This is a genomic window from Micromonospora sp. NPDC001898 (genome assembly GCF_042891255.1).
In the GTDB taxonomy this organism is placed as follows: Bacteria; Actinomycetota; Actinomycetes; order Mycobacteriales; family Micromonosporaceae; genus Micromonospora.
On sequence record NZ_JBIATC010000001.1, the window covers coordinates 120,633 to 146,552 of the forward strand.

The window sequence follows — 25,920 nt, forward strand, 5'->3', positions numbered from 1 at the left end:
CGTCTGCCGGTGGTCAGTGCAGGGACTCGCCCCGCTCCTCGGCCTCCTTGGCGCGCCGGTACGAGTTGTGAATCTCGGCCTCGGCCTCGACCCGGCCGACCCAGGTCGCGCCCTCGACCGACTTGCCGGGTTCCAGATCCTTGTACACCTCGAAGAAGTGCTGGATCTCCAGCCGGTCGAACTCGCCCAGGTGGTGGATGTCGCGCAGGTGCTCCTGACGCGGATCCTCGTAGGGCACGCAGAGGACCTTGTCGTCCCCGCCCTTCTCGTCGGTCATCCGGAACATGCCGATGGTGCGGCAGCGGATCAGGCAGCCGGGGAAGGTCGGCTCGGGGACCAGCACGAGCGCGTCCAGCGGGTCGCCGTCCTCGCCCAGGGTGCCCTCGATGAACCCGTAGTCCGCCGGGTACTGGGTGGACGTGAAGAGGGTGCGGTCCAGCCTGATCCGGCCGGTCGCGTGGTCCACCTCGTACTTGTTGCGGTGACCCTTGGGGATCTCAACCGTGACGTCGAAATCCATCTTCCACGCTCCCTCGTCTGCCCACGCTGGCTAACGGAAACCAGTGGCGCCGCTCTCCAGGCAGGTGAATGCCCACCCGCCTGCTCCGGCCGCCGCATAGTCTTCGGACCGAAGTAGTGTCACCCAAGCTGTTTTCCAAGCGGGAGGAGGGGGCTGTGGGGAGGGAAGATTCACACTACCGCCCGGAGGGGGTTGACGGGCGGAAGGGCGGGCATCCGGGTTCCGGAGGCGCGACCGGGCGGGTCCCGGTGCCCGAGGCGCACCTGCCCCGTACCCCCGTGCCGCCCCCCGCCGACGACTTCGACCCCGAGGCCACGGCCCCGATCATCAGGGGCGGGGAGCGGCCTCCGCCGCCCGTGTGGCGGCCCTCGGATCGGGCGCCCGGGGCCGACCGGGCGCCGGCCCCGGCCTTCCCCGCTGCCGGCTTCGACGCACCCATGCGGGAACCGTTCGACGCACCCATGCGGGAACCGGCTGCGGCCGGGCCGCCCCCGGGGCGCGACCGGCCGCCGGCCCGCCGCCGGCGCCTCCCGCTGGCCGTGCTGGCCACCGTGGTGCTGCTCGCCCTGGTCGGGGCCGGGCTGGCGGTGGTCCGGCCCGGTCCGGTCGCCGGCTGGCTCGGCGCGGACCGGGCCACCCCGCAGGCGACCGGCGAGGCCGCCGAGCCGGAACCCGTCCCGGTGCTCTCCGGCCCGGACGCCAACGCCCCCGAGCCCACCCCGGACGGGGTGCGCGCCGCCCTCGAACCACTTCTGCGGGCCCCTGAGCTGGGCGGCCGGGTCAACGTGTCGGTGGCCGACGTGACGACCGGCCGGTCGCTCTACTCGCAGGGCGGCGACGCCGGCACCGTCCCCGCCTCGGTGACCAAGCTGGCCACCGCCGTCGCCGTGCTGGAGGCCCGCGGGCCCGGCCACCGCATCCCCACCCGGGCGGTGGCCGGCGCGAACCCGGGCGAGGTGGTCCTCGTCGGCGGCGGCGACCCGACCCTCGCGGTGGACGGCGACGGCTTCTACCCCGACGCGGCCCGCCTCGACGACCTGGTCAAGCAGGTCAAGCAGGCGCTCGGCGGTACCGCGCCGACCGGGGTAACCGTCGACTCCTCGCTCTTTCCCGGCCCGGTGTACGGCCCCGGCTGGGACTCGGACATCCCCACCGGCGGGTTCGGCGCGGCGATCAGCGCGCTGATGACCGACGGCGCGCGCCGGGACCCGCAGGCCGCGAAGAAGAACTTCGACGCCGGCCACGGCGGGGCGGAGCGGGTTCCGCAGCCGGACCTGGTGGCCGGCCGCGCATTCGCCAGGCTGCTCGGGCTCACCGGCGCCGCCGCCGAGGTGAAGCGGGGCACCGCCCCGGCCGCCGGCGCGGCCCCGTCCGCCGCTGCCCCCGCGCCCGGCACCGAGTTGGGCAAGGTCGAGTCGCTGCCGGTGATCCGGCTGGTCGATCTGATGATCACCGACAGCGACAACGTGATCGCCGAGGCGATGGCCCGGCAGGTCGCGTTGTCCCGCGACCAGCCGGCGTCCTTCGTCGGCGGGGCGGCGGCGATGGACATCGTGATCGGCGAGCTGGGCCTGTCGGCCAACGAGATCACCCTCGCCGACGGCAGCGGGCTGTCCCGGAGCAACCGGATCAGCCCGTCCCTGCTGACCGACCTGATCTCGCTCGCCGGCAACGGCACCCATCCGGAGCTGGCCGCCGTCTTCGGCGGACTGCCGGTCGCCGCCTGGTCGGGCACCCTCGGCGGGCGGTACCAGGTGCCGGCCACGGTGGCCGGGGCCGGCGTGGTCCGGGCCAAGACCGGGACGCTGACCCGGGTGCACGCCATCGCCGGGCTGGTCACCACCGTCGACGGCCGCCTGCTCACGTTCGCCGTGCTCACCGACCAGGCCCCGTCCGACTCGCTCGACGACACCCGGCGGGCCCTCGACCGGATCACCTCCGCGCTGGCCCGCTGCGGCTGCCGCTGAACCGGCCCGGCACCCTTGTGTGGAGGGATGTCCTGTCATCGGCGAAAGGTGGGGGTGTTCCGGCGCGGGTACGGTGGGGTGCATGGCGCAGTTCGTGGACTGGGATCTGGCCGCCGCGACCGCGGGGGCGTTGAGCAAGTCGGGGCCCCGGGTGTCGTACGCCGAGGCCACCGAGGTGGTTTCCGAGCTGCGGCGACTGACCGACGAGGCGGCCGGGCACGTGGCCGACTACACCGGGCTCCGCTCGCAGGTGGCGCACCCGCCGGTGCGCGTGGTGGACCGACGGGACTGGGCGGCGGCCAACATCGCCGGCCTACGCGAGGTGATCACCCCGCTGGTCGGCCGGCTCGCCGGCGACAAGCAACCCGGCCCGCTCACCGAGGCGATCGGCTCCCGGGTCACCGCAATCCAGGCCGGCACCGTGCTGGCGTACCTGTCGGGCCGGGTTCTCGGCCAGTACGAGGTCTTCTCCGGCGACCCCGGCCAACTGCTGCTGGTCGCGCCGAACATCGTCGAGGTGGAGCGGAAGCTGGGGGCCGATCCGCGTGACTTCCGGCTCTGGGTGTGCCTGCACGAGGTGACCCACCGCACCCAGTTCACGTCGGTGCCCTGGATGCGGGCGTACTTCCTCGGCGAGGTGCAGGCGTTCGTGGACGCCTCGCAGGGCGGCGAGCACCTGGTCGAGCGGCTGCGCCGGGGGGTGGCCACCCTCTCCGACGCGGTCAAGGACCCGGAGAGCCGGGCCAGCGTGCTGGACATCGTGCAGACCCCCGCCCAGCGGGCGGTGCTCGACCGGCTCACCGCGCTGATGACCCTGCTGGAGGGGCACGCCGAGTTCGTGATGGACGGCGTCGGCCCGCAGGTCATCCCCAGCGTCGAGCGGATCCGGGCCGCGTTCAACCGGCGCCGGGAGACGGGCAACCCGCTGGAGAAGGCGATCCGCCGGCTGCTCGGCGTCGACGTCAAGATGCGCCAGTACGCCGAGGGCCGCAAGTTCGTCCACGGCGTCGTCGAGCGGGTCGGCATGGACGGCTTCAACAAGATCTTCAACTCCCCGCTGACCCTGCCCCGGCTGGATGAGCTGGGCGACCCGGATGCCTGGGTCGCCCGGGTGCACGGGCCGGCCGGCGCCACCCCGACCGTCGGCTGACCGTACGCCGATGGCCGCGCTCGCCCCGTCGGTCGCCGCGGTCCGGCTCGCGGTCCGCCGCGCGCTGACCGGGCTGGCCGGGGACGGGCCGGTGCTGGTCGCCTGCTCGGGCGGGGCCGATTCGCTCGCCCTGGCCGCCGCCACGGCGTTCGTCGCGCCCCGGCTCGGCCGGCGGGCCGGGCTCGTCACCGTCGACCACGCCCTCCAGGCCGGCTCCGAGCAGCGGGCCGCCGCCGTGGCGGCCTGGGCCGCCACGGCCGGGTTCGCGCCGGCCGAGGCGGTACGGGTCGACGTCGACGGCCGCCCCGGAGGGCCGGAGGCGGCCGCCCGCCAGGCCCGCTACCAGGCGCTGGTCGAGGCGGCCCGGCGGCACGGGGCGGCGGCACTGCTCACCGGGCACACCCGCGACGACCAGGCGGAGACGGTGCTGCTCGCGTTGGCCCGGGGCGCCGGCCCGCGTGGGCTGGCCGGGATGCCGCCCCGACGGGACCTGTCCGGCGTGCCGCTGCTGCGTCCCCTGCTCGACGTGACCCGCGAGCAGACCCGCAAGGCGTGCGCCGCCCTCGGGTTGACCCCGTGGGAGGACCCGCACAACACCGACCCGTCGTACGCCCGGGCCCGGGTCCGGTCCGACGTGCTGCCCGCGCTGGTCCGGGCGCTCGGCCCCGCCGTGCTGGACAACCTCGCCCGGACTGCCCGCCTGGTGGCCGCCGACACCGCCGCCCTCGACGCCCTGGCCGCCGACGCCCTGACCGCGCCTGCACCTGCGGTACCGGCCGGTCCGGCCGCCGTCGGCGGGGCGAGGGGGCAGACGCCGGCGGGTGTGCGGGTGCCCGACGGCGGGTTGTCGGTCGAGGCGCTGGCCGGGCTCGCCCCGGCAGTCCGGACCCGGGTGCTGCACGCCTGGGCCCGGGAACTCGGCGCGGCACCCGCCGCGCTGTCCCACCGGCACGTCGCCGCGCTGGACGCACTGGTCACCGACTGGCGGGGGCAGGGCGCGACCCATCTGCCCGGCGGCATCCGGGTGGTCCGCCGTGCCGGCCGGCTCACCGCCGCCGACCCGCTCGCCTGACGGCTCACCGCCGCCGGTCGGGCCCGGCCTGCGGCGGGCATCAGCTGGTTGTGGCGCGGTCGCGGAAGGTGGCCCGGTAGGCGTGCGGGGTGGTGCCCAGCCGACGGGTGAAGTGGTGGCGCAGGGCAGCCGCGTCGCCGAAGCCGGCCCGGCCGGCCACGCCCTCCACGCTCAGGCCGGTCTCCTCCAGCAGCCGCCGGGCCAGCAGCACCCGCTGGTTGGTTAGCCAGTCGTGGGGCGTGGTGCCGGTCTCGGCGCGGAACCGGCGGGCGAAGGTGCGCGGGGTCATCCCGGCCCGGGTGGCCAGCCCGTCGACGGTGACCGGGCGGTCCAGGTGACCCATCAGCCACTCCAGCACAGGTTCCAGGGTGGGTGCCTCGGGGGCCTTCGGGATGGGTGCCTCGATGTACTGGGACTGGCCGCCGTCGCGGTGCGGCGGGACGACCATCCGGCGGGCCAGCCGGGTGGCGGTGGCCGAGCCGTGCTCCTGGCGTACCAGGTGGAGGCAGGCGTCGATGCCGGCGGCCGTGCCGGCGCTGGTGAGCAGTCGGCCGTCGGCCACGTAGAGCGAGTTGCACCGGACCCGGGCCCGGGGGTGGCGGCGCTGCAACTCGTCGACGTACCGCCAGTGGGTGGTGCACTCCCGGTCGTCGAGCAGCCCGGCCGCACCGAGCACGAACGCCCCGGAGCAGACGCTCAACATGTACGCGCCGCGCGAGTCGGCCCGGCGCAGCGCGTCCAGTACGGCGGGGGACACGGCCGTGCCGCCGTTGTGCGCGGGCACCGCGACCATGTCGGCGTCCTCGATGGGCCCGAGGTCGGCGTGCGGGGTGAGGTGGAAGCCGGCGGAGGTACGCACCTGGGCGCCGTCGGACGTGCAGACGGTGAACCGGTAGCCGGGGAAGCCGTCGGCGGTCCGGTCGGTGCCGAAGACCTCGGCGAGCACCCCCAGTTCGAACGGGGCCACCCCGTCGAGCGCGAGGATGGCGACGGATCGGAGCATGTGACGAGGGTAACCGTACGGGTGGCAGGAAATCGAGGTCGGGTGGCATAACTGCCACTGTCCGGGGGGTGGGCAGGCGCGCAGACTGGTTCCAGTCCGGTGCGCACCGGCGGCGAAAACATCCGAAAAACCCCGCGAAAGCGAGCGCCGCCATGGCATTCCTGCCGTTCCTGTTCTTCCTGCTCATCCTCGTCGTCGCGTCGGTCGCCGGCCTCGTCGCCGACACCCGGGACTCGGCCGACTGGAAGCCCACCGACGAGGGCCGCCGGTGGCGATCCAGTACCTGCTGACCCGGTTCGCGCCGGATGTGGAGAAAATCCCGGCGGGACCGCGTCGAAAGGGGCGGCCCCGCCGACGGAGGGCATCCGGCATACGGCAGGCTAGGAGTCATGGCTGACGGCTCCTGGTACGACGCCGACATCGACCACGTGATCATTTCCGAGGCGCAGATCCGCGAGAAGACGGCGGAGCTGGCCAAGCAGGTCTCGGCTGACTACGCGGGCGTCGACGGGCTCCTGCTCGTCTGCGTGCTCAAGGGCGCGGTCATGTTCATGGCCGACTTCGCCCGGGCGCTGGGCCGGCACGGTCCCCCCGCCGAGCTGGACTTCATGGCCATCTCGTCGTACGGCCAGGGCACCACCTCCTCCGGCGTGGTCCGGATCCTCAAGGACCTGGACCGCGACATCGCCGGACGGCACGTGGTGGTCATCGAGGACATCGTCGACTCCGGGCTCACCCTCTCCTGGCTGCTGCGCTACCTGGAGTCGCGCTCGGCGGCCAGCGTCGAGGTCGTCGCCCTGTTCCGCAAGCCGGACGCGGTCAAGGTCCCGGTGCCGGTGAAGTACGTCGGGTTCGACATTCCGACCGAATTCGTCGTCGGCTACGGCCTCGACTTCGGCGAGCGGTACCGCGAACTGCCCTACGTCGGAGTGCTCAAGCCCGAGGTCTACGCACGGGCGTGAGGCCCGTTCGTATCGGTACCCGTCAAGCCGACGTTCAGCGCGTTCTCAGCTGATCGGTCTACGGTAGGGGCCGGTGGCGTGGAGTAGCTTCTCCACGCCCGGCCCTTCGACCCGCGTGACCGGGCGGTCGGGTGGCCGGGCGCGGAACTTCCCGCCACGCCGGCTGAAACCCGGTTCGCCTTACGCGTAACTGCTGGGCTCGCAAGCTCACATGTCGCGCGCACGGTGTACCGTCGAGTGACCGCGGTGCGGCAGTTACGCACCCCGGGGTCGAGGCCGGCCCGCACGGCGGCTCCGGCTGCCGCCTCGGCGGCGACAAGTCATTCAGACGGTCAGGACGTCGATCAGGAGGATGCGGGCGTCTCGGCGCTCGACGACAGCATGGAACGTACGCGTTTCTTCCGCCGACCTGTGGTCTGGATCATCCTGGTCATCCTCGGCGCCGTTGTGCTCAGTCAGCTGTTCACCGCTGGTCCCAGCTACCACCGCGTGGACACTTCCGTTGCGCTCGATCAGCTGCATACCGCGAAGATCAAGAAGGCGGTCTTCCAGGACAAGGAACAGACGCTCCAACTCGACCTGGAGAGCAAGACCAAGTTCGGTGACACCGACACCGACCGGATCGAGGCCCAGTTCCCGTACGAGGTGGGCGGCCAGGTCTGGAACGAGGTCCTCGACGCCAAGGCGGCCAACCGGGTCACCGGACCGGCCGACACCAAGGTGTCGTCCGACAGCATCTGGGTGAGCCTGCTGGTCAACCTGCTCCCCATCGCGCTGCTCGTGCTCCTGCTGCTGTTCTTCATGTCGCAGATGCAGGGCGGCGGCTCCCGGGTGCTCAACTTCGGCAAGTCCAAGGCGAAGATGATCACCAAGGACACCCCGAAGACGACCTTCGCGGACGTCGCGGGCGCCGAGGAGGCCGTCGAGGAGCTGCACGAGATCAAGGACTTCCTGCAGAACCCGGCGAAGTATCAGGCCCTGGGCGCCAAGATCCCGAAGGGTGTGCTGCTCTTCGGCCCGCCCGGCACGGGTAAGACGCTTCTCGCCCGCGCCGTCGCCGGCGAGGCCGGGGTGCCGTTCTACTCGATCTCCGGCTCCGACTTCGTCGAGATGTTCGTCGGTGTCGGCGCCAGCCGGGTCCGCGACCTGTTCGAACAGGCCAAGACGAACGCCCCGGCGATCGTCTTCGTCGACGAGATCGACGCCGTCGGTCGCCACCGCGGCGCCGGCATGGGCGGCGGCCACGACGAGCGCGAGCAGACGCTCAACCAGCTGCTCGTCGAGATGGACGGCTTCGACACCAAGGGCGGGGTCATCCTGATCGCCGCCACCAACCGGCCGGACATCCTCGACCCGGCGCTGCTGCGCCCGGGCCGCTTCGACCGGCAGATCCCGGTGGACGCTCCCGACATGGAGGGCCGCAAGGCGATCCTGCGGGTGCACGCCAAGGGCAAGCCGTTCGCCCCCGACGTCGACCTCGACGCGGTGGCCCGGCGGACCCCCGGCTTCAGCGGCGCCGACCTGGCCAACGTGATCAACGAGTCCGCGCTGCTCACCGCCCGCAAGGACGAGCGGGCGATCAGCAACGACTCCCTGGAGGAGTCGATCGACCGGGTGATCGCCGGTCCGCAGCGTCGGACCCGGGTGATGGGCGACCAGGAGAAGAAGATCACCGCGTACCACGAGGCCGGGCACGCGCTGGTCGCCTGGGCGCTGCCGCACGCCGCGCCGGTGCACAAGGTGACGATCCTTTCCCGTGGCCGCTCGCTGGGCCACACCCTGGTGCTGCCGACCGAGGACAAGTACACCCAGACCCGCGCCGAGATGATCGACACCCTGGCGTACGCGCTGGGCGGCCGGGCCGCAGAGGAACTGGTGTTCCACGAGCCGACCACCGGCGCCGGCAACGACATCGAGAAGGCCACCGGGCTGGCCCGCGCGATGATCACCCAGTACGGCATGAGCTCCAAGCTCGGCGCGATCAAGTACGGCACCAGCGGGGATGAGCCGTTCCTCGGCCGCAACATGGGCCACGAGCGGGACTACTCCGACACGGTGGCCGCCGAGATCGACAACGAGATGCGGGCGCTGATCGAACTGGCCCACGACGAGGCCTGGGAGATCCTGGTGGAGTACCGGGACGTCCTGGACAGCATCGTGCTCGAGCTGATCGAGAAGGAGACCCTCTCCACGGCCGACATGGCCCGGATCGCCGGCCGGGTGGTGAAGCGCCCGCCGATGGCCCCGTACAACGGCTTCGGCAAGCGTCAGCCCTCCACCGAGCCCCCGGTGCTCACCCCGACCGAGAAGGACGCGCTCAAGGCGCAGGCCCAGGCAGACGGCGCGTCCGTCGGCGGCGGCACGCCCAGCTCGAACAACTCGGACGGTACGCACTGAGTACCGACCCGGAGGTCGGTCCCGAGGTCCCCACCCAGGGAGCCTCGTCGACCGAGCCCGACACCGACGGGCTGGACTACCTCGCCGCGCGCCTGGTCAACGGAAGGTTGACCGGGCGCCCGGTCGAGGAGGCCGTCGACCTGCCCCGGATCGAGAAGGCGGTACGCGAGATCCTGATCGCGGTCGGGGAGGACCCCGACCGCGACGGGCTCGTCAAGACCCCGGCCCGGGTCGCCCGCGCGTACGCCGAGCTCTTCGCCGGCCTGCGGGTCGACCCGGCGCAGGTGCTCAGCACCACCTTCGAGGCCAGCCACGAGGAGTTGGTGCTCGTCCGGGACATCGACGTGATGAGCCTGTGCGAGCACCACCTGCTCCCGTTCCGGGGCAGCGCCCACATCGGCTACATCCCCGGAACGGACGGCCGGATCACCGGCCTGTCCAAGCTGGCCCGGCTGGTCGAGGTCTTCGCCCGCCGTCCCCAGGTGCAGGAGCGGCTCACCTCGCAGATCGCCGACCTGCTGATGAGCAAGCTGGCCCCGCGCGGCGTTGTGGTGGTGCTCGAGTGCGAGCACATGTGCATGGCGATGCGCGGCATCCAGAAGTCCGGGGCGAAGACGATCACCTCGGCGGTGCGCGGCACGCTTCAGCACGACGCGAAGTCCCGGGCCGAGGCGATGGCGCTGATCATCCACCGCTGACCGCGGGATTCCCCAGCGGATGACGCCGGGTCGCTGGACCTCACGGAGTCCGGCCAGGTCGGGATGGGCGCGCCGCGCCCGGCCCGTGGGCGGGTCAGCCGGCCAGCATCGCCAGAACGAGCCCCGCCGTGGCCGACACCGCCGGGACGAGGCAGACCAGGGCACCCCACCGGGGGGTCCGGTCCACTCGACCACCGGTCTCCAGGTTCGGCACCGCCCCGACGGCCATCGCCGCCGGATCGCCCACGGCACCGGCCCCACCGGTCCGACGGCCTGACCCGCGGACCGCCGCCAGCGACCCGCCCGTCGGGTCCACCCGGCCACGGGAGCCGGCAACCACCGGGACACCCGGGGCGGGCTCCGTCGGGCCGTCGGCCGTACCCGGGCTCGACGTCCGGCGGGTGGCTTCCCGGGCCGTCGCAGGACCGGCCGGCCCGTCGAACAGCCGGCCGACGGCGAGCCAGCCGGCGACGAAGGCAGCCACCGGCATCGGCACCCCACAGATCAGCGCGACCACGCTCGCTGGGCCGGTGCCGGTGGCCAGGTAGAGCACCACCTGGAGCAGCGGCACGACCAGCGCCAACGGCCCGTACACCAGCAGGTTGCGGACCTTCGGCGGCCAGGCCGCCGGGCGCAGCGGGCTGCGCGCGGCCAGCACGCCGTCCGCCGCGTCCGCCCAGCCCCGGGCCGCCCGCAGCGCGCCCAGCACCGCCGTCGGCCCACCCACCATGCTCCGGGCAGTCTCCGTCAGCTCGGGCGGCGACGGCACCAGCACCATCGGGGGTACGCCAAGCTCTCGCAGCCGGGACCGCTGCGGGGCGAGTCGCTCGCGTACCGCGGTCAGTTCCTCCCGGGCGGCCCGGACCGCGTGGGCCTGCTCCGTCGCTGCGGTCGCCGCGCCCCGGCGCACCCCGTCGAGCTGCCGGGCCGCGGCGACGTACTCCGTCCAGGCGGTCGCGCCGTCGGCGGGACGGGGCGGTGCGGGATCGGCACCGGAACGCTGCCTGACCGGGGCGACAGCCGTCGCCGCATCGGCGATGCTGGTCGGCTCCCGGCTCATGCGCTCTCCCCAGTTCCTGCGGCGTCGGCCCTGCCTGCGGCCTCGGCCGCGCCCCCGTCTCCGTCTCCGGCGTTGGTCGCGGCGTCGGCCCCGGTGTCGTTCGCGGCGTCGGCCCCGGCGTTGTTCGCGGCGTCGGCCCCGGCGTCGTTCGCGGCGTTGTTCACGGATTCGGTTCCAACCACGGCGTCGGTTCCGTCGCCGCTGACGGACGCCACCGGGGATTCGGCGAACGGCACCAGGAGGATGCCCCGCTCGTCCGGGCCGTCCCAGAGCACGGCCCGGTTCTTACGGGGACGCCACTGCACCGGGTGGCCGAACACCGCCGTGAGCTGCGTCCCTGGCACGCCCACCGCCACGACGGCAGCGAGTTTGTCGACCTCGTCCTCGGCCTGGACGACCGCCGTGAACGGCGGCACCGCGCGCCACCAGCCGAGCAGGTGCCGGCCGGCCGGAGGGCCCTCCCGCAGCAGGGCCCGCAGCCGGTCCGGCGGCAGCTCCTGCGGGGCGGGTCCGTCGAGACCGAAGACGACCAGGTAGCCCGGCTCGTCGGCGTCCAGCGCGGCGAGCAGGCCCGGCAGGCCGACCCGGTCCACCCGGTGCTGGCCGGCGAGGTCGGCGGCGAGCGCGTCGGCCACCGGCACCGCATCGGCGCCGAGCGCGGCCACGACGAAACGTCCCGTGCCGGGCCGATGGTGCGCGGCGACGCTGCGGGCTGCGGTCGCGAGCAGCGCGGCGGCCTCCGCCCCTGGGCCCAGGACAGCGATGTTGCGGCCGGCGGCCGGGCCGATCGGCACCGCCACCGTCGACCGGGACAGGTCCACCGCACGGCCGAGCAGGGCGGCCGGCCCACGGGCCCGGCCCGCGAAGGCTGCCCGGTAGCGGGGGTCGTTGCGCAAGAGCGGACGTGCCCAGCCCGCGAAGACGACCGGGGGCGCGGACCGCTCCGCCCGGGCCTCCCAGAGCCGGTGCCGCAGCTCCGCGATGCTCTCCGGGACCTCGTGCGGGTCGGGGAACCGGACCATCCGCTCGTGCCCCCGGGTCGCGCCCCGGGGCCCGCCGAGCCCGCCCGCCGTGTTCACCACCGCGCTGCCCACCGGCAGGCCGGCGGCGGCGTCGTTGCTCGGCTCCAGCACCGGGCCGCCGCCGGCCAGCGCAACCCGCACCGGAAACTGCCCGAGCATCGAGTCTCGGGTCGTCTGCCCACCGGCGATCCCGAGGTCCCCCTCCCCGGCCAGGACCAGATGGACCCCGTACGCCCGGCCCGAGCGCGCCAGGGTGTCCAACCGGACTGTCGCCTCGGCGGCCAGCCGGTCCCGGTCCGCGAGGAGTAGCGGGAGGTTGTCGATCACGCACACCACCCGGGGCAGGGACTGGTGCTCCCGCAGGGCGGTGAACCGCTGCCCGCCAGCGCGCTGCCCGGCCTCCTCCCGACGCTGGACCTCTGCGGCCAACTCACCGAGGAGGTCCAGCACGTACTCCCGGTCGGCGGCCATCCCCGCCGTACGGACCTGGGGCACCCAGGACCGGTCCCGTTCGGTCTGGAGAAACTCCGCGAACGACTCACCCTCGCCGAGGTCGGCCAGGTGCAGGACCAGCTCGTCCGGGCCGTACCGGGCGGAGAGACCGAGCAGCACGTTGGTGAGGAAGGCGGCGCGGCCTGCGGCGGACCGGCCGCTGACCAGCCAGTGCGGGGTCAGCTCGGTGAAGCCGACGGTCACCGGTCGGCCGCCGGCGTCCCCGACAGTGGTGGCGATTCCCTCCGCCGAACTGGCCGTGCACAGTGGCTCGTCCGGGTCGGGGAGCAGATCGGCCAGGCTGAGCCGGGAGCCGGCCTCCACCTCCTCGGCGAGCCGCCGGCAGACCTCGCCGACCAGTGCCGGGGGCGGATCCTCGTCGAGGAAGACGGGCGAGTTGAGCCCTCCGGGCGGCTCCGCGCCCGGGCCGGCGAACGAGGTGCCGGGAGGGTCGCCCAACAGCGAGTACGCGTTGCGTACGGACAACGGGGTGGCCTGCGGCAGGGGGGCGCGGGTCGCGTACGGACCGGCCGGGGGCCAACCCGCCACGACGAGGTGCAGCCCGGCGGCGCGTCCCTGTTCGGCCAGCGCCTCGATCCGCCCCAGGTCGGTCGGACCGGTCAGCTCGGGCAGCGCGGCGACGACCAGCAGCAGGGTGCGGTCGTGGCGGCGCGGCCGGCCGGTGCCCGGGGCCACCCACTGTTCCGCCTCGGTGAGTACCGCCCGCAGCCCGGCGACGTCCACCGCAGGCGGGGGCAGGAGCCCGGCGTCCGCGAGCGCCGCGAACGGCGCGAAGGTGTCGGGCAGCGCTGCGGCCGGCCCGGCACCCGCATTGGTGCGCATCGCGTCGCTGGTACGGACGGGGTCGCTGGTGCGAATTGTGTCGACGGCACGGACCGTGTCGCTGCTGCGGGCCGCGTCGATGGCGCGGACCAGCAGGCAGCCGGCGGGCGTCGCCGCGAGCAGTCGAAGCAGGATCGCCCGGAGCAGCCCAGTCACCCGCGGGTCACGAACGTCGGTGTCGATCGCCAAGTGCCCGGTTCCGAGCAGCGGCACCAGCGCGGGGAAACGCGCGTCCTCCAGCGGGGCGGCGGTGCCGACCCGGACGAAGGCCGGTGGGCCCTCGCCCGAGGGAGCCTCCGCGGCGACCGTCTCCAGTGGTTCCCCGGCCCAGCCGGGCGCCAGCAGGGCCGCCGCGCTACGGAGCCGGTCCGCAAGCTCGTACTGCCGGCGCTGGTCGGCCGGCGCGGGCCGGGTCTCGTCCAGGATGCCGGCCGCAGCGGTGGCCGTCGCCTCCGCCCTCCGGTGCAGGGCAGCGGCGCGGTTTGTGCGTGTCCTTGGACCGGCCACCGCGTCCACCCCTCTTCCCGAGGTTGGCAACCCCTCCCCGCGCAGTGACCGTATCCCAGGTCCGCGCCCCCTCCGGGATTCGCCACGGCGCTGCGCCCATGTGCCGGGTGATTACCGGCACGCGGGCCTCCCGGTGGTGGTAGCGCGGGACGGTTCCTCGCGTCGTGGGCGCCGGTCCCCTGATCACGGCGCGGCCACGCCCCTGCCCTCGGAGGTCGGGCGCGCGGCGGGCCGGGCCAGTCGTGCCTCGGTCACGATCGGTGGCGTCTGGGGCATTGGGTACGAGGCGTCCAGCCGATAGCCTCAAGGGGTGGAATCAGTGCAGCCCTCCGCCGGTTCCCAGGTCTCCCGCGTACCGGCGCAACGGACCCCGCCGGAGCAACTGGTGCCCCCGTCCGGGGCCCCAGCCCCGGCACCGGTCCGTCCGCCGCGTCGGTTGCGCACCGTCCTCACCGTGGTCGCCGGGGTGGTCGGCCTGCTTATGCTCGGAGGCGTGGCGACCGCCTTCGTCCTGTACGAACGCGCCACCACCCCGGACCGCAGCGCCCCCGATGTGGTGGTCGTCAGTTACCTCCAGGCTCTGCTGGTCAAGCGTGACCAAAATCGAGCGATGTTCTTCACCTGCGGTGACCAAATGCCTGCGATCGAGGCATTTCAAAATCAGATCCTCGTTAAGGAGAAGGAGCTAGGCGTCTCGATATCCGTTAATATCGAGAATCTTGTAGTCTCCGAAAGTGGCCCGTCGGACGCGATCGTGGACGCGGTGATTAGGAGAAGCGCCCAGGTGGACGGGGTGCAGCAAAGCCTCACCGACAACTGGCGTTTCGAATTGTCCGAGCATGAAGGATGGCGCATCTGTGCCGCGCAACCCAGCTGATGGCTATTCGATCCACAGCAGGTGGACCGGGACCTCTAGGGTCATCGGGGGCTGTCCTCGCCAGGCCCAGCGGTACCACTCCAACTCCGGAGTGACCCGCACGCAGATGTCTCCGTCCGTGCCCGAGTAGGTCTCGGTCACCGCACGCAGGTCCCGTTGCTCGCCGGTGTCCGTGACGTGCACGACTCGCCGCCCGGTGACGACGCCGGCATCGAACACCGGGGTCGGCGCGCGGTGGGTCGGCGCGTCCAGGGACACCAGGTGGACACTGGATTCCTGGGGTGCTCTGCCGCCCGGCCGGGTTCCGACGGCCTCCACCCAGACCCGCTCGACCGGCACGAGTGGGGCGAACACCTCGACCTGCTCGGACTCGGCGCGATACCACTCCTGCTCCGGAATGACCGGTACGTAGGTGCGGCTGTTCTGAACCACCCGCTCGTCAGCACGCAGGTCACCGCGCCAACCGAGACCCGGTAGCCCGATCAGGACCCGCTGGCCGCGCAGGTCGACCCGGACGGTCGCGGGCACGATCTCGATCGGCCGGGGTGGCAGAGGGGCCCAGTCGGGTTGGCCGGCGAAGGGGTCGGGGAACGGCCCGGTCATGCGCCCCGGGGCCTCACGCCTTGCCGTTCAGCGGCGCGCCCCGGTCCCGCATGAACGACACCGGGTTGACGGCACCCCGGCTGGACCGATCCCCGTCGAGGTGTACCTCGAAGTGCAGGTGTGGCCCGGAGGAGTTGCCGCTGGTGCCGACCTCCCCGATTACCTCGCCGGCCTTCACGAGTTGACCGGGAACGACCCGGGGCTTGACGATCATGTGGCAGTACCGGGTGACGTATCCGCCGGCGTGCAGCATATCGACGAACCAGCCGCACCCGCCCTTGCCCGGCCAACCGTCCACGTCGCAGCTTCGGCCGCCGCGGTGGTCGGGGTCGCAGCGGGCTACCAGCACCCGGCCGGTGGCGGCGGCGCGGATCAGGGTGTGCTTCGGCGCGCCGATGTCCACGCCGTTGTGGCTGGGCCGACTCGCGGTCCGGAACCCGGACCCGACGCCACCCGGGATCGGCGCGGTCCAGCCCGAGGCGGCGATCTGACCCCGGGTGGCCGCGTTGCAGATGTTCTGCTTCGCCACCTGTACCGTGCGGGCTGCGCCCCCGGCGAGCGCGTCCACGATCTTGCTGGCCAGTTCCTCGTGCTTGGCGTAGGCATCCGGGAAGGCACTGACCTGCACCCGCTGGGCGGCCCGGGTCAGCGGCATCTGCTCCCAGTTGGGGATCTTCACCAGCTTCTCGTAGAACTTCCGGGACGTGTAGGCCGGGTCCTGCAACTGTTCCGGTGAGCCCCAGCCCTGGCTTGGGCGTTGTTGGAAGAGGCCCACCGAGTCGTGGTCGTTGCGGCTGCCGAGGTGGGGGAGGTTGCGCAGACCGGACTCCTGCATGGCGGTGGCGATCGCGACGACCCATCCCCGGGGCGGAACCTTCATGTCGGAGCCGACCTTGATGATGACCGCGGCGTTGCGGATCTGGCTGTCGCCGTACTGGGCAAAGCGCGGCATCTTTCCTGAAACGTTGACCTGATGCGTCCGTCCGCAGCCGGACCGGGCCTCGGGGGAGAGGTCGTCCCCACCGCCGCTCAGTTCGGTGAGGAAGAACGCCGCCGTGCCGCCGGTGCAGCAGAGCAGCGTGAGGGCCGCGGTCAGCGCGGCGGCCAGGGCACCGACGCGCAGTTGTCGACGGCGTGGGGTTCCGCCTTCGAGGTGATCGCTCATGTCCGCTCCCAGTCCACAGCGTCGACCAGCCACTGCCCGTCCGGGGCCACGAGCTCCAGCCGTAGACGCCCCGAGTCGAGCGGCACCAACACCTCCACGAAGCGCTCCGTCCGGGGTCGGAGGCTCGGTTCTCCGGTCGTCCGCTCCGCCGGCACCCCAGCCGGATCGGCACCGGCGAGTTCCTCGGTCAGTTCCGGCGTGGAAAGCGGGCGCAGGGCGGCATGCCATTCGTCGGTCCCGCCGTCGCGACCGCCGAGCCAGGCGGCGGTGAACCTGTCCGCGATCTGCTCGGGTGGCGGTGAGCCCGGCAGGCTCACCGGTGACGGGGGCGTGGTGCTCCCGACCACGCCGTCGTCACCGGCAGTCGGGTCGACAGTGGTGATCGGCTCACTCGGTTGACTCAGACCCGTCTGTGGATCCCCTAAACCAGAGACCAGCCTGGCTGCTCCGAGCACGCCGACCACGAGGATGCCGATGACTAACGCGATGCCCAGCCGGGACCGCAGCACCCGCGTGAACAAAAACTCGGCCGCCCGTCGCATCATGCTCACCGCGCCTCGGTGCGGATCCGCGGCACTGCGGGCCGCGGCGTGGAAGGCTCGGCAGATCCGGGGCGGTAGATTACGAAGGACGGGTTGTCCTCGGGCACGTCCGGCTCGGTCCAAGTCGCGGGCTGGCGACGCCCAGGCCGGGCCGCAGCGGGGCGTACTTCGCTCCGCTGCTCCGGCACTGTGGCCTCGTCCGGATGCGTACGGCCGTCGGGCCGTGCCCGCTCGTTCGGGGTGCTGCTGACGGTGGTGGGGACCTTGGCCTGGCTCGGATCCTCGTGTCGGGCCTCCGGTCGGAGGCTGCGCTGCTCTAGCCCTACGCCTCGTCGCCGGGCCAGGGCCGGCTCGGCGGTGCCGCCCGGCTCGGCCACGTCCAGCCGTGCGGCGGTGCGCATGTCCCGGAAGAACCGACGATGCCACGAGCCGGCCGAGCCGACCGCCTCGCTGCTGTCCTTGCCGCCCAGTTGGGTGATCCGCCGGTAGGGCCGCAGCAGCAGCCAGCCGACCACCCCGCAGAGCCACACCAGCACTACTTGGAGCCAGCCAGGCAGGGTCGCCGTGCTCATGATCAGATCCACGGCGAAGAGGTAGATGGCGGCCCCGGTGCCGAAGATGGCGATGTTGAACACCGCGGCGACGACGGCGTTGGCTAGCCGCCGAAGTCCGGCGCTCGCCGGACGCATCAGGCCCACGGTGCCCAGGATCGGGGCCGCGATCACCGCCCACCGGAAGATGAGGAAGCCCAGCAGGACTAGCAGCGAGGCGGTGAGGTCGAACATCGCGAAGAGCAGTGCGGCGAGCACCGCGATGAAACCGGAGCCGACCCGGTCCATGTCCCGGATGCCCTGAAGATACTCGTACGCTTCAGGATCTTCGTTCCTGATCTGCTCGGCAACCTTCATCCACTGTTGCTTTTTGGCCTCGATCACGGCGGGTCTGGTGGCAGGGTTGGCGCGGATGGACTGGGATTCCCCCCATGTCAGCGATCTTGCATCGTAAAGTGCTGGTCCGTACTTCTTGGCCGTCTCGCTGTCAGCAGATCCCAGGACGCCGCGGAGCCAATTGCGGTACAGCATCGTTTCATTGGCCGTGTCGCTGGCACGAATGGCGGGGGACCGAAGGTCTTTGCACCGCTCAGGTGAATCGATGCAACGCCCTGGCGTCGGTTCCTTTGCCTGAGGGCCGACAGCATCATGCACCACGCCAAGAGTGGTAATCAGCGTTCCGTCCGCCAAGTTGGCGGACTTAACTGGCCAGGCGGCCAATGCGGTGACCGCAACCATCACCAGCAGAGCCCAGCCCGCTGTCGTCATCGCGTTACTCATGTCTGATTGGCGGGATCTCCAGAGAAGGTAGAGACCCACCACGCAGAGTGTGATGATGCCGAATACGCTGAACACCTTCTGGTAAACGGCTTTCGTGGCTTGATCTACGAGCGGATCAGCCCACCCCCACATAGACCGAGGGTCCCAAGCCCTCTCTCGCAAGGCGTTCGATGCGCCGATGATCGCAGTAGCGATCATGAACTCGCCGTTGGCGACGGTAGTGGTGAATTTGTAGTCCGGGTGAAGAACGGTGGAGACACAACCGCCTGGTATGTCGTAGGTGGTATAGCTGTAGCCGCCGTATCCATAGAGGCTGTATTGGCCGGTGACCCCACCCGGCGACTCCTTGGGGGGGGCGCTGGCAAACCAGCCAGCCAGACCGGAGTCTGGTGCGCTGGGCGTCGGCGCTTCCAGACACTGCGCGCGGTCGGCCGCGACATCGTTCAGCTTGCCGACGCAGGTGCGGAAGTCGGCCTGCCACTCCTGGGTGGTGCACAGATCTGCGCGGGCCTGGGCCGTCGGCGGGGCGGCGTGCGCCGGGTCGCCGCCCACCACCGGCCAGGCGACGGTGGCCCCGGCGAGTACGCCGAGCGCGAGCAGGAACGCCGCTAACCGGGCCCGCACCCTCGCCATGTCACGCCTCCAGGTCCGGGAGATTGGTCGGCAGTGGCCCAGCCGTCGCGGCGACCGCGGCGGGGGTGGTGTCCAGGTGATCCAGCAGCCCGTCGACGTACGACACGTCCACCCGGACCTTCTGCACCCGCCCGTCGACGTCGCGCATGACGAACTCGCGGAAGCCGAGCCGGACGGCCGAGGTGGCGTCCGCGGTCGACAGCGAGGCCAGGGTGGCCTCGTACCCGTCGTTGACCGGGACGCGGAGCAGCCGCAGCGCCTCGGAGGCGATCTCGGCGTCCTCGGCGATCCGGCCGACGAAGACTGTGGAGACGAGGTTCTGGACGTCGAGGCCGAGGATGTCCCGCGGGTTCTGCGAAGCGACCAGGGCGGCGAGGTTCCACTTGCGGGAGTCTCGGGCGAGTCGGACCAGGAAGGATCGGCCGGAGCGCCAACCCTCCATGAAGTGCGCCTCGTCCAGGCCTACCAGTTTCCGGGATGACATCGAACCGCCGTAGCAGCGGCGTACCGCCAGCCGGTGGGCGGTGTGCAGCATGGGCAGCGCGAGGGCCTCCTCGGCCGACCAGTACTCCCGTTCGATCTTGAGGTCGGGCAGCCGCAGCCCGGCCATGGTGATCACGGTGAGCGCCGCGTCGGCGCCGAGTAGCCCCTCCGGCGGGCGACCGAAGAAGAGCATGGCCAGCGGCATCTCGGCCGTGTCCAGCAGCAGGTTGGCCAGTTCCTTGCCGGCGTCGGCGTCGAGCTGCCCCAGACAGGCGACCACGTCGTCCAGGGTGGACGTCTCCTCTGCGGGCACCTGCCGCACGGCGTGCCTGAACAGGGTGGCGGTGGACGCCTCCCGGGCCACCTGCGGCGGCACCAGCATCATGCAGATGTCCTGTACCAGCATGCGGCGCTCGGCGCGGGCGTTGGAGATCGCGATCTCGAACTCCCGGTCGCCGGTCGCGCCGGCGCTGAACTCGCTGCGCAGCGGCGTCGGGATGAGCGCGTACGGTGCCAGCGTCCCCTGTTCCGAGCCGGTCAGGTTGAGCACCCGCGAGTACGGCCGCAGCTCCGGCATGTTGCACAGCCGGGCCAGCGGCCCGGACGGGTCGAGCAGGGTCACCTGCACCCCGCGCCGGGCGGCGAGGTAGCCCAGCGCGCCGAGCAGCGTCGACTTGCCGCCGCCAGGCTCGGCGACGAAGACCGCGAGCCCGGAGCGTTCCCGCACCTCCATCGGGAAGTGCATGTCGAGGAAGACCGGCCGGCGGCAGGTGCCGGCGGTCCGCCCGATGAGGTCGCCGCGCCGGTCGCCCACCGTCGACGCGGCCTGTGGTAGCGCGGCGGCGAGCAGGTTGACCGGCATCCGGCGGACGTACCCGGTGTTGGCGATCGGCTCGCCGGGGATGAACTCCCGGGCCAGCCAGTCCTGGTTCTTCGGGTGTTGCAGCGAGACGCGCAGTTCCCGGGAGTAGAGCTGGATCAGCCGGCGGGCGCGTTCCAGGCACTCCTCCCGGGTCCGGCCGCCGACCGCGATCCGGTGCCAGCCGTGCGCCCGGGCGGAGTCCACCGGCAGGCCGGTGGTCATCTCGTCGCCGATCACCAGCGCCCGCTTGGCCAGTCGCTCCAGCTCGGGCGGGGCGTCGATGCCGTGTTCGGCGTAGTCGAGCTGCTGGGAGCGGATCATCCGCAGCCGGTGCTCAAGGTTGCGGAACGAGTCACCGGAGCCGAGGATGTCGACCCGGGTGGAGATCTCCATCGGCCAGGGCAGCCGCTCGTGGAAGTGCAGCCAGGGCTCGTGCCGCTCGGGGATCTCCAGCGGCTCCATCCGGCCGACCGCGAGTACGACCACGTGCCGCTCCTCGCCGGTCATCCGGTTGACCAGCTTCACCGTCGACCCGTACGGGGTGCGGTAACGCTCGACCTGTTCGGTGAGGGCGAGCAGGTCTCCGCGCTCCCACCGGCCGTTGGTGATCGGGGAGAGGGTACCGGGTGGGGCCATGCACAGCGCGACCGAGCGGTAGAGCAGCCACTCGAGTTCCTGCGCGGTCACCCGCCGCCCGCGCATGCCGAACGCGCCCAGCACCTCGTCGAACTGTTCGACGGTTCGGCCGAGCTTGCGGCGCTCGCCTTCGGCGACGCCCCGGCCGAAGGTGCGCAGCAGTCGCTCGGTGAACGAGTCGCCGAGGGAGCGCCGGGCGAAGGTGACGCCGAGGTACGTCTGCCCCTCGGCGTGGTTGACAGAGAGCAGGTGCCGCTGGGCCGCCACCAGGTGGTCACCCCAGCCGGCGGTGCCCGGCACGTCGGGCAGCGGGGCCGTGGTGTGCGCGTCGATGGTGCGGGCCCACTCGTCGGCCGGGAAGGGCCGGGTGGTGCGGCGTAGGTGCAGCCGGAATCCGGCGAGCCCGGCGTACTGCTCGGAGATGGCGGCGAGCAGCGCCTCCCGTTCTGCGTCCGGTCGGAACGCCCAGCGCACCTCGGGCAGCCAGTACCAGGCGGTGACGGTGTTGGGGGTGAACGTCAGGTGGCCGGCGATCTCTGTGATGGCCAGCTCGACCGACGGGTCCCGGTCCCCGAACTTGATCTTCGGTGCCCGGACCGGCTTGGCCTGCCTGGCCGGTTTCGCGGCCTTCCCGGCCTTGGCGGGCCGGGCCGGCTTGCCTGGCCGGTCGACCGTGCGCTGGCGGGGCGGCGTGGTCTCCCGGCTGGCCGGCGTCGGGGCCTCCCGGCTGACCGGCGCCGGTGCCGGTTCGGGCGCGTGGCCGGTCGCCCGCTCCGGTTCCCGGTGCGGTTCGGCCCGGTGCGGTTCGGGGACCCGGTGCGGGGGCCGCTCCGGCTCCCGGACGGCGGGCGGCGCGACGTCGCGCCAGCCGTACGTCTCGTCGTCGGGGTCGGTGATCTGGGTGACCGGGGGCGGGGGCAGTTCGGGCCCCGCGGCGGGACGGACCGCCGGGAGCCGGTCCGCCGGCTGTTGGGGGACCCGGGCCCGGCTCTGCGGGGTGGGTGCCGGGGTGCGCTCGACCGGCGAGGGGGACCGCTCGACGGGGGTCGGCGGCACCTCCGCGCGGGTGGGCGGGGGCACGGCGGCCGTCTGCTGGTGGGGGATCGCGGGAAGGTCCCGGCCGGCCGGCCGCGCCGGGGCCGGCAGCGCGGGCCGGGACGCCCCAGGGTGTGCGCCGCCGAACAGGTCGAGGAACGGGGAGTCGATGTCCGCGTTCTCGGCGACCATCGGCGCGGGCGGCTCCGATGCGGCCGGGCGTCCCGGTGCGGGGCGTGGCGCCTGGAAGACCCCGACCCGGCCGTGACCGGGCGTGGTGGCGAGCGCCGGGTCGAGGGCGACCTCGTCCAGCTCCTCGCCCGCAGGGTAGTCGAATGAGCGCGCACGGTTACCATGCGGTGCGGTGTGGCGTCCTGCCGGGGAACCCGGCGTGGAAGAGCGGCTCATGCCACCGCCTCGCCCGAGTGCCGCGACCGCCCGATCGGTGTACGCCCGGTCATGCCAGTTCCTCCCGGATCCTGATCCGGCTCGCCACCATGCGCGGGTCGCGCTGCTCGACGGCCGACTCCCGGGTGCGTCGCCAGTCGGTCAGCGCGGTACGGATCACCATGCGCGCGGGCCGGTCCGGGTCGACGTACCGGAAGATGAACGAGGTGCTCACGATGGCGAGGGCGATCTCCCAGGCCGGGAAGAGTTCGACCCGCAGTGTGAACAGCCAGTGGATGAACATGTAGAGGGGTACGAGCAGCATGAACAGGCCGTACTGGGCGTACGGCAGGTGCACGGGCAGGGTGTAGCCGGGCGGCCCGAGGTAGACCAGGCGGGCCCGGTAGATGTCGTCGTCGGTGCGCAGCCGCATTTGCCCGCGCCTATTCGAAGATCAGGTCGATCAGGTAGTCACCGATGAAGAAGAGTGTCGCCGCCCCGGCGATGAAGGCCAGCCCGACGATCGCGATGGCGGAGCTGGTCAGCACCTTGGAGATCTCACCGCGGCTGGCCCGGCCGATGAAGATGACGCCGAGCACGGCCAGCAGGATCGGAGCGATCTTGCTGGCGAAGAAGGTGACGATGTTGTTGGTGTCGATGCCCTTGGGCGCCGGCTCGGCGAGTGGAGTCGACGCCAGGGTGTGAAGCGCGTGGCTGACGGCGGACGTCGTCGTCTCCATGAGCTCGATGGCGATCACTGGAACCTCCCCATGTCGCGGCCGGCGAAGCCGCGGCGGTGCAGTAGGCAAGCCTGGCGGGATGGTGCTCACTAGGCGCAGCGTCGGCGACCCTGCGTCCGTTGCCCACCACGGAGGGTGGTGAGCTTTGGGGGGATTTTTCCCGCTTTTACCCTCCCTCCAGGCTTCGCCGTCTCACTGCTGGGCAATTCCAAAGGGTACGGGCCGCCCCCCTTTGCGACAAGCCGCGAAGACTCGGCCCGGAACGACCCGGACGTCCGATCGTACACCTGTTCCAATGCGCATGTCAGGGCCGTTCGTGCTGCGACGGACCGGGCCGCCGGGAGCCGCCGGAACGACCGGTACCGTGCAGTCGTGACCGATCTGGTGCGGGCGCAGGCCCCGGTGGTGATGGGTGTCCTCAACGTCACGCCCGACTCGTTCTCCGACGGCGGCCGGTACGCCGACTTCACCGCCGCCGTCGCACACGGGGTGCGACTCGCGGTGGACGGCGCGCACCTGGTGGACGTCGGGGGCGAGTCGACCCGCCCCGGTGCGGACCGGGTGGACGCGGAGACGGAGGAGGCCAGGGTGCTGCCGGTGATCCGGGAGCTCGCCGCCGCCGGCGTCGCGGTCAGCATCGACACCAGCCGTGCCCGGGTCGCCGAGGCCGCCCTCGCGGCCGGGGCCGCCGTGGTCAACGACGTGTCTGGAGGTCAGGCGGACCCGGACATGGCCCGGGTGGTCCGCGACGCCGGCTGCCCCTGGGTGCTGATGCACTGGCGGGGGCACTCCCGGGGGATGCGCGAGCTGGCCCACTACACCGACGTGGTGATCGATGTCCGGGCCGAGCTGGCCCAGCGGATCGACGCCGCGCTGGCCGCCGGTGTGCCGGCCGACCGGATCGTCGTCGACCCGGGCCTCGGCTTCGCCAAGACCGCCGAGCACAACTGGCAGCTCACCGCCCGCCTGCCCGAGCTGCTGGAGCTCGGTTTCCCGCTGCTGTTCGGGGCCAGCCGCAAGTCGTACCTGGGCCGGCTGCTCGCCGACGCCGACGGCGTCCCCCGGCCGACCGCCGGGCGGGAGGCGGCCACCGTCGCCACCAGCCTGCTCGCGGTGGCGGCGGGCGCCTGGGGGGTACGCGTGCACGACGTGCTCGGCACGGTCGACGCGCTGGCCGTCTGGCGGGCCGGCGGCCGTCCCCGCCTCGTGTCCGACCGGGCCGGCGGTAAGCGGATCGACGGAATCCAGACGGAGGGGGACCGGTGACCGACCGGATCACGCTGACCGGCCTGCGGGCGCACGGGCGGCACGGCGTCTACGACTTCGAGCGCGAGCGGGGGCAGGACTTCGTCGTCGACGCCGTCCTCGAACTGGACCTCGCGCCGGCCGCCCGCTCCGACGACGTGACCGACACGGTGCACTACGGCGAGCTTGCCGACCGACTGGTCGAGGTTCTCACGGGGGAGCCGGTCAACCTGATCGAGACGCTCGCCGACCGGCTCCTCGCGATCTGTCTGGCCGACCCCCGGGTGGTCCGGGCGACGGTGACCGTGCACAAGCCCGAGGCCCCGGTCCCGCACGCCTTCACCGATGTCGCGGTGACCATGACCCGGACCCGTTCCGGCCCGCCGGCCCACCCGCCCGGCGGCGGCCCGGCGTCGACCACCGGAGGCCCGGCGCCGACGCAGCCGCAACCGGAGCCGCCACCCCCGTCCGCGGGGAACGGGGGTGCGGCGTGACCCGCGCCCTGCTCTCCCTCGGCAGCAACCTCGGCGACCGGCTGGCCCACCTCCGCTCGGCCGTGGACACCCTCGGAGAGTCGGTCCTGCTGGTCTCCGGCGTCTACGAGACCCCGCCGTGGGGCGACGCGGACCAGCCGGCGTACCTCAACGCGGTGGTGCTGGCCGAGGACCCGGCGGCGGCCCCACGGGACTGGCTGACACGGGCCCGGGCCGCCGAGCGGCGGGCCGGCCGCGAGCGCGACCCGCAGCGCCGGTTCGGCCCGCGCACGCTCGACGTCGACGTGGTCGCGGTGTGGGACGACGCGGGTGAGCCGGTGCGCAGCGACGACCCCGAGCTGACGCTGCCGCACCCCAGGGCCCACCTGCGGGCGTTCGTGCTGCGGCCGTGGATCGACATCCAGCCGTACGGGCGGCTGCCCGGGCACGGTTGGCTGACCGATCTGCTGAACGCCGAACCGGTGGCCGGTGACGCCCTGGAACTGAGTCCCCGGCCGGATCTGGCGTTAGAGTCGTCGACATGAGCCAGTGGAGCCGGCCGGCATGACCCAGGCACAGCCCCCACCGCCGCGCGGGACGGACCCCGAACGGTCCAGGATGGGCCCCACCCGGATCTCCACCCTGGTCGTCGCCGGCCTGGCCGCCGCAGCGGTGGCCTGGCTGGCGATCAGCGGCTTCTACTACGAGGGCTTCCCCCGCCTGCCGTGGCTGCCCGTCGTCACGCTGGCCGCGCTGGCGGTGCTGGAGGCGTACGCGGCGGTCAACACCCGGGGCCGGCTCAATCGCAAGCCGGGCCGTGACCCGGTCAACCCGCTGCTGGTGGCCCGGTTCGTGGTGCTGGCCAAGGCGTCCGCGCTGGCCGGGGCGATCTTTGCCGGCTGGTGCGCCGGGCTGACCGGGTGGCTCTTCGTTGAGCGTACCCAGGCGGCCACCGAGGACCGCCCGGCCGCCGGGGCGGGGCTGCTCGCCTCGCTCGCGCTGGTGGCCGCCGCGCTCTGGCTGGAGCGGGCCTGCCGGGTGCCGGACCAGCCGGAGGACGAGCGTGACACCGGCGATCGGGAGAGCCGCCCGGGTCGACGCTGAGCGCGGGGGTTACGCCCGGCCCGGCGCGCAGGTACCGTGCCTGGCGACCGGTGAGCAACGGCCGCCCCGGTCCGCCCGCGTCGGACCCTGCGGCCGTGACCTGGGGAGGGC

22 protein-coding genes and 2 pseudogenes are annotated in these 25,920 nt (G+C 72.8%); 12 read left to right on the plus strand and 12 right to left on the minus strand.

Going from position 1 to position 25,920, the window contains the following annotated elements:
• Positions 1 to 13: 13 nt before the first annotated feature.
• Positions 14 to 520 carry an inorganic diphosphatase gene (locus ACFYZF_RS00595; protein ID WP_387014221.1) on the minus strand — a complete coding sequence of 169 codons (507 nt, stop codon included), beginning with the start codon at positions 518 to 520 and terminating at the stop codon, positions 14 to 16.
• Between the two features lie 461 nt (positions 521 to 981).
• Here ACFYZF_RS00595 and dacB point away from each other — a divergent pair, with 461 nt between their 5' ends.
• The 3 genes from dacB (at position 982) to tilS (ending at position 4,709) form a co-directional block, all read left to right on the plus strand.
• The gene (gene dacB, locus ACFYZF_RS00600; protein WP_387015983.1) at positions 982 to 2,487 is read left to right on the plus strand and encodes a D-alanyl-D-alanine carboxypeptidase/D-alanyl-D-alanine-endopeptidase; all 1,506 of its coding nucleotides are present in this window, start codon (positions 982 to 984) and stop codon (positions 2,485 to 2,487) included.
• A gap of 82 nt (positions 2,488 to 2,569) precedes the next feature.
• Positions 2,570 to 3,637 carry a zinc-dependent metalloprotease gene (locus ACFYZF_RS00605; RefSeq protein WP_387014223.1) on the plus strand — a complete coding sequence of 356 codons (1,068 nt, stop codon included), beginning with the start codon at positions 2,570 to 2,572 and terminating at the stop codon, positions 3,635 to 3,637.
• Positions 3,638 to 3,647: 10 nt separating this feature from the next.
• A complete protein-coding gene (tilS, locus tag ACFYZF_RS00610; RefSeq protein WP_387014226.1) occupies positions 3,648 to 4,709 on the plus strand; it encodes a tRNA lysidine(34) synthetase TilS in 1,062 nt (353 codons plus the stop codon).
• Between the two features lie 40 nt (positions 4,710 to 4,749).
• Here the strand turns inward: tilS and ACFYZF_RS00615 are convergent, their stop codons facing one another.
• Positions 4,750 to 5,712 (minus strand): GlxA family transcriptional regulator, encoded by a 963-nt coding sequence (locus ACFYZF_RS00615; RefSeq protein ID WP_387014228.1) that lies wholly within the window; start codon positions 5,710 to 5,712, stop codon positions 4,750 to 4,752.
• A gap of 152 nt (positions 5,713 to 5,864) precedes the next feature.
• Between ACFYZF_RS00615 and ACFYZF_RS00620 the strand changes: the two genes are divergently transcribed.
• Both ACFYZF_RS00620 and hpt read left to right on the plus strand, forming a co-directional pair.
• Positions 5,865 to 6,002 carry a hypothetical protein gene (locus ACFYZF_RS00620; protein WP_387014230.1) on the plus strand — a complete coding sequence of 46 codons (138 nt, stop codon included), beginning with the start codon at positions 5,865 to 5,867 and terminating at the stop codon, positions 6,000 to 6,002.
• Between the two features lie 99 nt (positions 6,003 to 6,101).
• Positions 6,102 to 6,674 (plus strand): hypoxanthine phosphoribosyltransferase, encoded by a 573-nt coding sequence (hpt, locus tag ACFYZF_RS00625; protein WP_350881361.1) that lies wholly within the window; start codon positions 6,102 to 6,104, stop codon positions 6,672 to 6,674.
• Positions 6,675 to 6,998: 324 nt separating this feature from the next.
• Here the strand turns inward: hpt and ACFYZF_RS00630 are convergent, their stop codons facing one another.
• On the minus strand, positions 6,999 to 7,196 hold the full coding sequence (locus ACFYZF_RS00630) for a hypothetical protein (RefSeq protein ID WP_387016076.1): 198 nt from the start codon (positions 7,194 to 7,196) through the stop codon (positions 6,999 to 7,001).
• On the opposite strand from ACFYZF_RS00630, the gene ftsH reads away from it, so the two are divergent.
• Positions 7,107 to 9,071, plus strand: a complete 1,965-nt coding sequence (gene ftsH, locus ACFYZF_RS00635; protein ID WP_387015985.1) for an ATP-dependent zinc metalloprotease FtsH — start codon at positions 7,107 to 7,109, stop codon at positions 9,069 to 9,071. The two genes, ACFYZF_RS00630 and ftsH, sit on opposite strands and share 90 nt — an antisense overlap.
• A 71-nt stretch (positions 9,072 to 9,142) precedes the next feature.
• Positions 9,143 to 9,769: a GTP cyclohydrolase I FolE gene (gene folE / locus ACFYZF_RS00640; RefSeq protein WP_387015986.1), complete on the plus strand. Its 627-nt coding sequence runs from the start codon at positions 9,143 to 9,145 to the stop codon at positions 9,767 to 9,769.
• Positions 9,770 to 9,863: 94 nt separating this feature from the next.
• On the opposite strand, the gene ACFYZF_RS00645 is transcribed toward folE, so the two are convergent.
• Both ACFYZF_RS00645 and ACFYZF_RS00650 read right to left on the minus strand, forming a co-directional pair.
• Positions 9,864 to 10,829 carry a hypothetical protein gene (locus ACFYZF_RS00645; RefSeq protein ID WP_387014233.1) on the minus strand — a complete coding sequence of 322 codons (966 nt, stop codon included), beginning with the start codon at positions 10,827 to 10,829 and terminating at the stop codon, positions 9,864 to 9,866.
• Positions 10,826 to 13,702 carry an FtsK/SpoIIIE domain-containing protein gene (locus ACFYZF_RS00650; protein ID WP_387014236.1) on the minus strand — a complete coding sequence of 959 codons (2,877 nt, stop codon included), beginning with the start codon at positions 13,700 to 13,702 and terminating at the stop codon, positions 10,826 to 10,828. Before ACFYZF_RS00650 ends, ACFYZF_RS00645 begins: the two co-directional genes overlap by 4 nt.
• Before the next feature lie 484 nt (positions 13,703 to 14,186).
• Between ACFYZF_RS00650 and ACFYZF_RS00655 the strand changes: the two genes are divergently transcribed.
• Positions 14,187 to 14,570, plus strand: coding sequence for a hypothetical protein (locus ACFYZF_RS00655; RefSeq protein WP_387014238.1), 384 nt, complete (start codon positions 14,187 to 14,189; stop codon positions 14,568 to 14,570).
• A gap of 3 nt (positions 14,571 to 14,573) precedes the next feature.
• On the opposite strand, the gene ACFYZF_RS00660 is transcribed toward ACFYZF_RS00655, so the two are convergent.
• The 7 genes and pseudogenes from ACFYZF_RS00660 to ACFYZF_RS00690 all read right to left on the minus strand — a co-directional run bounded on the left by ACFYZF_RS00660 (position 14,574) and on the right by ACFYZF_RS00690 (position 23,005).
• Positions 14,574 to 15,173, minus strand: coding sequence for a hypothetical protein (locus ACFYZF_RS00660; protein WP_387014241.1), 600 nt, complete (start codon positions 15,171 to 15,173; stop codon positions 14,574 to 14,576).
• Positions 15,174 to 15,186: 13 nt separating this feature from the next.
• Positions 15,187 to 16,338 (minus strand): M23 family metallopeptidase, encoded by a 1,152-nt coding sequence (locus ACFYZF_RS00665; protein WP_387014243.1) that lies wholly within the window; start codon positions 16,336 to 16,338, stop codon positions 15,187 to 15,189.
• Positions 16,335 to 16,889, minus strand: coding sequence for a hypothetical protein (locus ACFYZF_RS00670; RefSeq protein WP_387014245.1), 555 nt, complete (start codon positions 16,887 to 16,889; stop codon positions 16,335 to 16,337). Before ACFYZF_RS00670 ends, ACFYZF_RS00665 begins: the two co-directional genes overlap by 4 nt.
• Entirely contained in the window at positions 16,886 to 18,844 is a 1,959-nt protein-coding gene (locus tag ACFYZF_RS00675) for an MFS transporter (protein ID WP_387014248.1), read from the minus strand. Before ACFYZF_RS00675 ends, ACFYZF_RS00670 begins: the two co-directional genes overlap by 4 nt.
• 1 nt (position 18,845) lies before the next feature.
• Positions 18,846 to 22,268 (minus strand): annotated as a pseudogene (locus ACFYZF_RS00680) (ATP-binding protein).
• 49 nt (positions 22,269 to 22,317) lie between these two features.
• Positions 22,318 to 22,680: a hypothetical protein gene (locus tag ACFYZF_RS00685; protein WP_350881378.1), complete on the minus strand. Its 363-nt coding sequence runs from the start codon at positions 22,678 to 22,680 to the stop codon at positions 22,318 to 22,320.
• Positions 22,681 to 22,690: 10 nt separating this feature from the next.
• Positions 22,691 to 23,005, minus strand: coding sequence for a hypothetical protein (locus tag ACFYZF_RS00690; protein WP_350881380.1), 315 nt, complete (start codon positions 23,003 to 23,005; stop codon positions 22,691 to 22,693).
• A 354-nt stretch (positions 23,006 to 23,359) separates the two neighbouring features.
• On the opposite strand from ACFYZF_RS00690, the gene folP reads away from it, so the two are divergent.
• The 4 genes and pseudogenes from folP to ACFYZF_RS00710 all read left to right on the plus strand — a co-directional run bounded on the left by folP (position 23,360) and on the right by ACFYZF_RS00710 (position 25,809).
• Positions 23,360 to 24,253, plus strand: coding sequence for a dihydropteroate synthase (folP, locus tag ACFYZF_RS00695; protein WP_387014251.1), 894 nt, complete (start codon positions 23,360 to 23,362; stop codon positions 24,251 to 24,253).
• Positions 24,250 to 24,603: pseudogene (folB, locus tag ACFYZF_RS00700) on the plus strand (dihydroneopterin aldolase); the annotation flags it as partial. The gene folP and the pseudogene folB, both read left to right, overlap by 4 nt.
• A 119-nt stretch (positions 24,604 to 24,722) precedes the next feature.
• A complete protein-coding gene (gene folK, locus ACFYZF_RS00705; RefSeq protein ID WP_387014254.1) occupies positions 24,723 to 25,250 on the plus strand; it encodes a 2-amino-4-hydroxy-6-hydroxymethyldihydropteridine diphosphokinase in 528 nt (175 codons plus the stop codon).
• A 19-nt stretch (positions 25,251 to 25,269) separates the two neighbouring features.
• Positions 25,270 to 25,809, plus strand: coding sequence for a DUF3180 domain-containing protein (locus tag ACFYZF_RS00710; protein WP_387014257.1), 540 nt, complete (start codon positions 25,270 to 25,272; stop codon positions 25,807 to 25,809).
• Positions 25,810 to 25,920: the final 111 nt, after the last annotated feature.

Excerpts from the sequence above, each read along its gene's own strand:
- ACFYZF_RS00710 (WP_387014257.1), top strand. The coding sequence starts at position 25,270 with ATGACCCAGGCACAGCCCCCACCGCCGCGCGGGACGGACCCCGAACGG.
- hpt (WP_350881361.1), top strand. The coding sequence starts at position 6,102 with ATGGCTGACGGCTCCTGGTACGACGCCGACATCGACCACGTGATCATT.
- ACFYZF_RS00620 (WP_387014230.1), top strand. The coding sequence starts at position 5,865 with ATGGCATTCCTGCCGTTCCTGTTCTTCCTGCTCATCCTCGTCGTCGCG.
- ACFYZF_RS00595 (WP_387014221.1), bottom strand. The coding sequence starts at position 520 with ATGGATTTCGACGTCACGGTTGAGATCCCCAAGGGTCACCGCAACAAG.
- ACFYZF_RS00630 (WP_387016076.1), bottom strand. The coding sequence starts at position 7,196 with ATGCAGCTGATCGAGCGCAACGGAAGTGTCCACGCGGTGGTAGCTGGG.
- ACFYZF_RS00665 (WP_387014243.1), bottom strand. The coding sequence starts at position 16,338 with ATGAGCGATCACCTCGAAGGCGGAACCCCACGCCGTCGACAACTGCGC.
- ACFYZF_RS00685 (WP_350881378.1), bottom strand. The coding sequence starts at position 22,680 with ATGCGGCTGCGCACCGACGACGACATCTACCGGGCCCGCCTGGTCTAC.
- ACFYZF_RS00660 (WP_387014241.1), bottom strand. The coding sequence starts at position 15,173 with ATGACCGGGCCGTTCCCCGACCCCTTCGCCGGCCAACCCGACTGGGCC.
- ACFYZF_RS00605 (WP_387014223.1), top strand. The coding sequence starts at position 2,570 with ATGGCGCAGTTCGTGGACTGGGATCTGGCCGCCGCGACCGCGGGGGCG.
- tilS (WP_387014226.1), top strand. The coding sequence starts at position 3,648 with ATGGCCGCGCTCGCCCCGTCGGTCGCCGCGGTCCGGCTCGCGGTCCGC.
- ACFYZF_RS00675 (WP_387014248.1), bottom strand. The coding sequence starts at position 18,844 with ATGGCGAGGGTGCGGGCCCGGTTAGCGGCGTTCCTGCTCGCGCTCGGC.
- dacB (WP_387015983.1), top strand. The coding sequence starts at position 982 with ATGCGGGAACCGGCTGCGGCCGGGCCGCCCCCGGGGCGCGACCGGCCG.
- ACFYZF_RS00615 (WP_387014228.1), bottom strand. The coding sequence starts at position 5,712 with ATGCTCCGATCCGTCGCCATCCTCGCGCTCGACGGGGTGGCCCCGTTC.
- ACFYZF_RS00645 (WP_387014233.1), bottom strand. The coding sequence starts at position 10,829 with ATGAGCCGGGAGCCGACCAGCATCGCCGATGCGGCGACGGCTGTCGCC.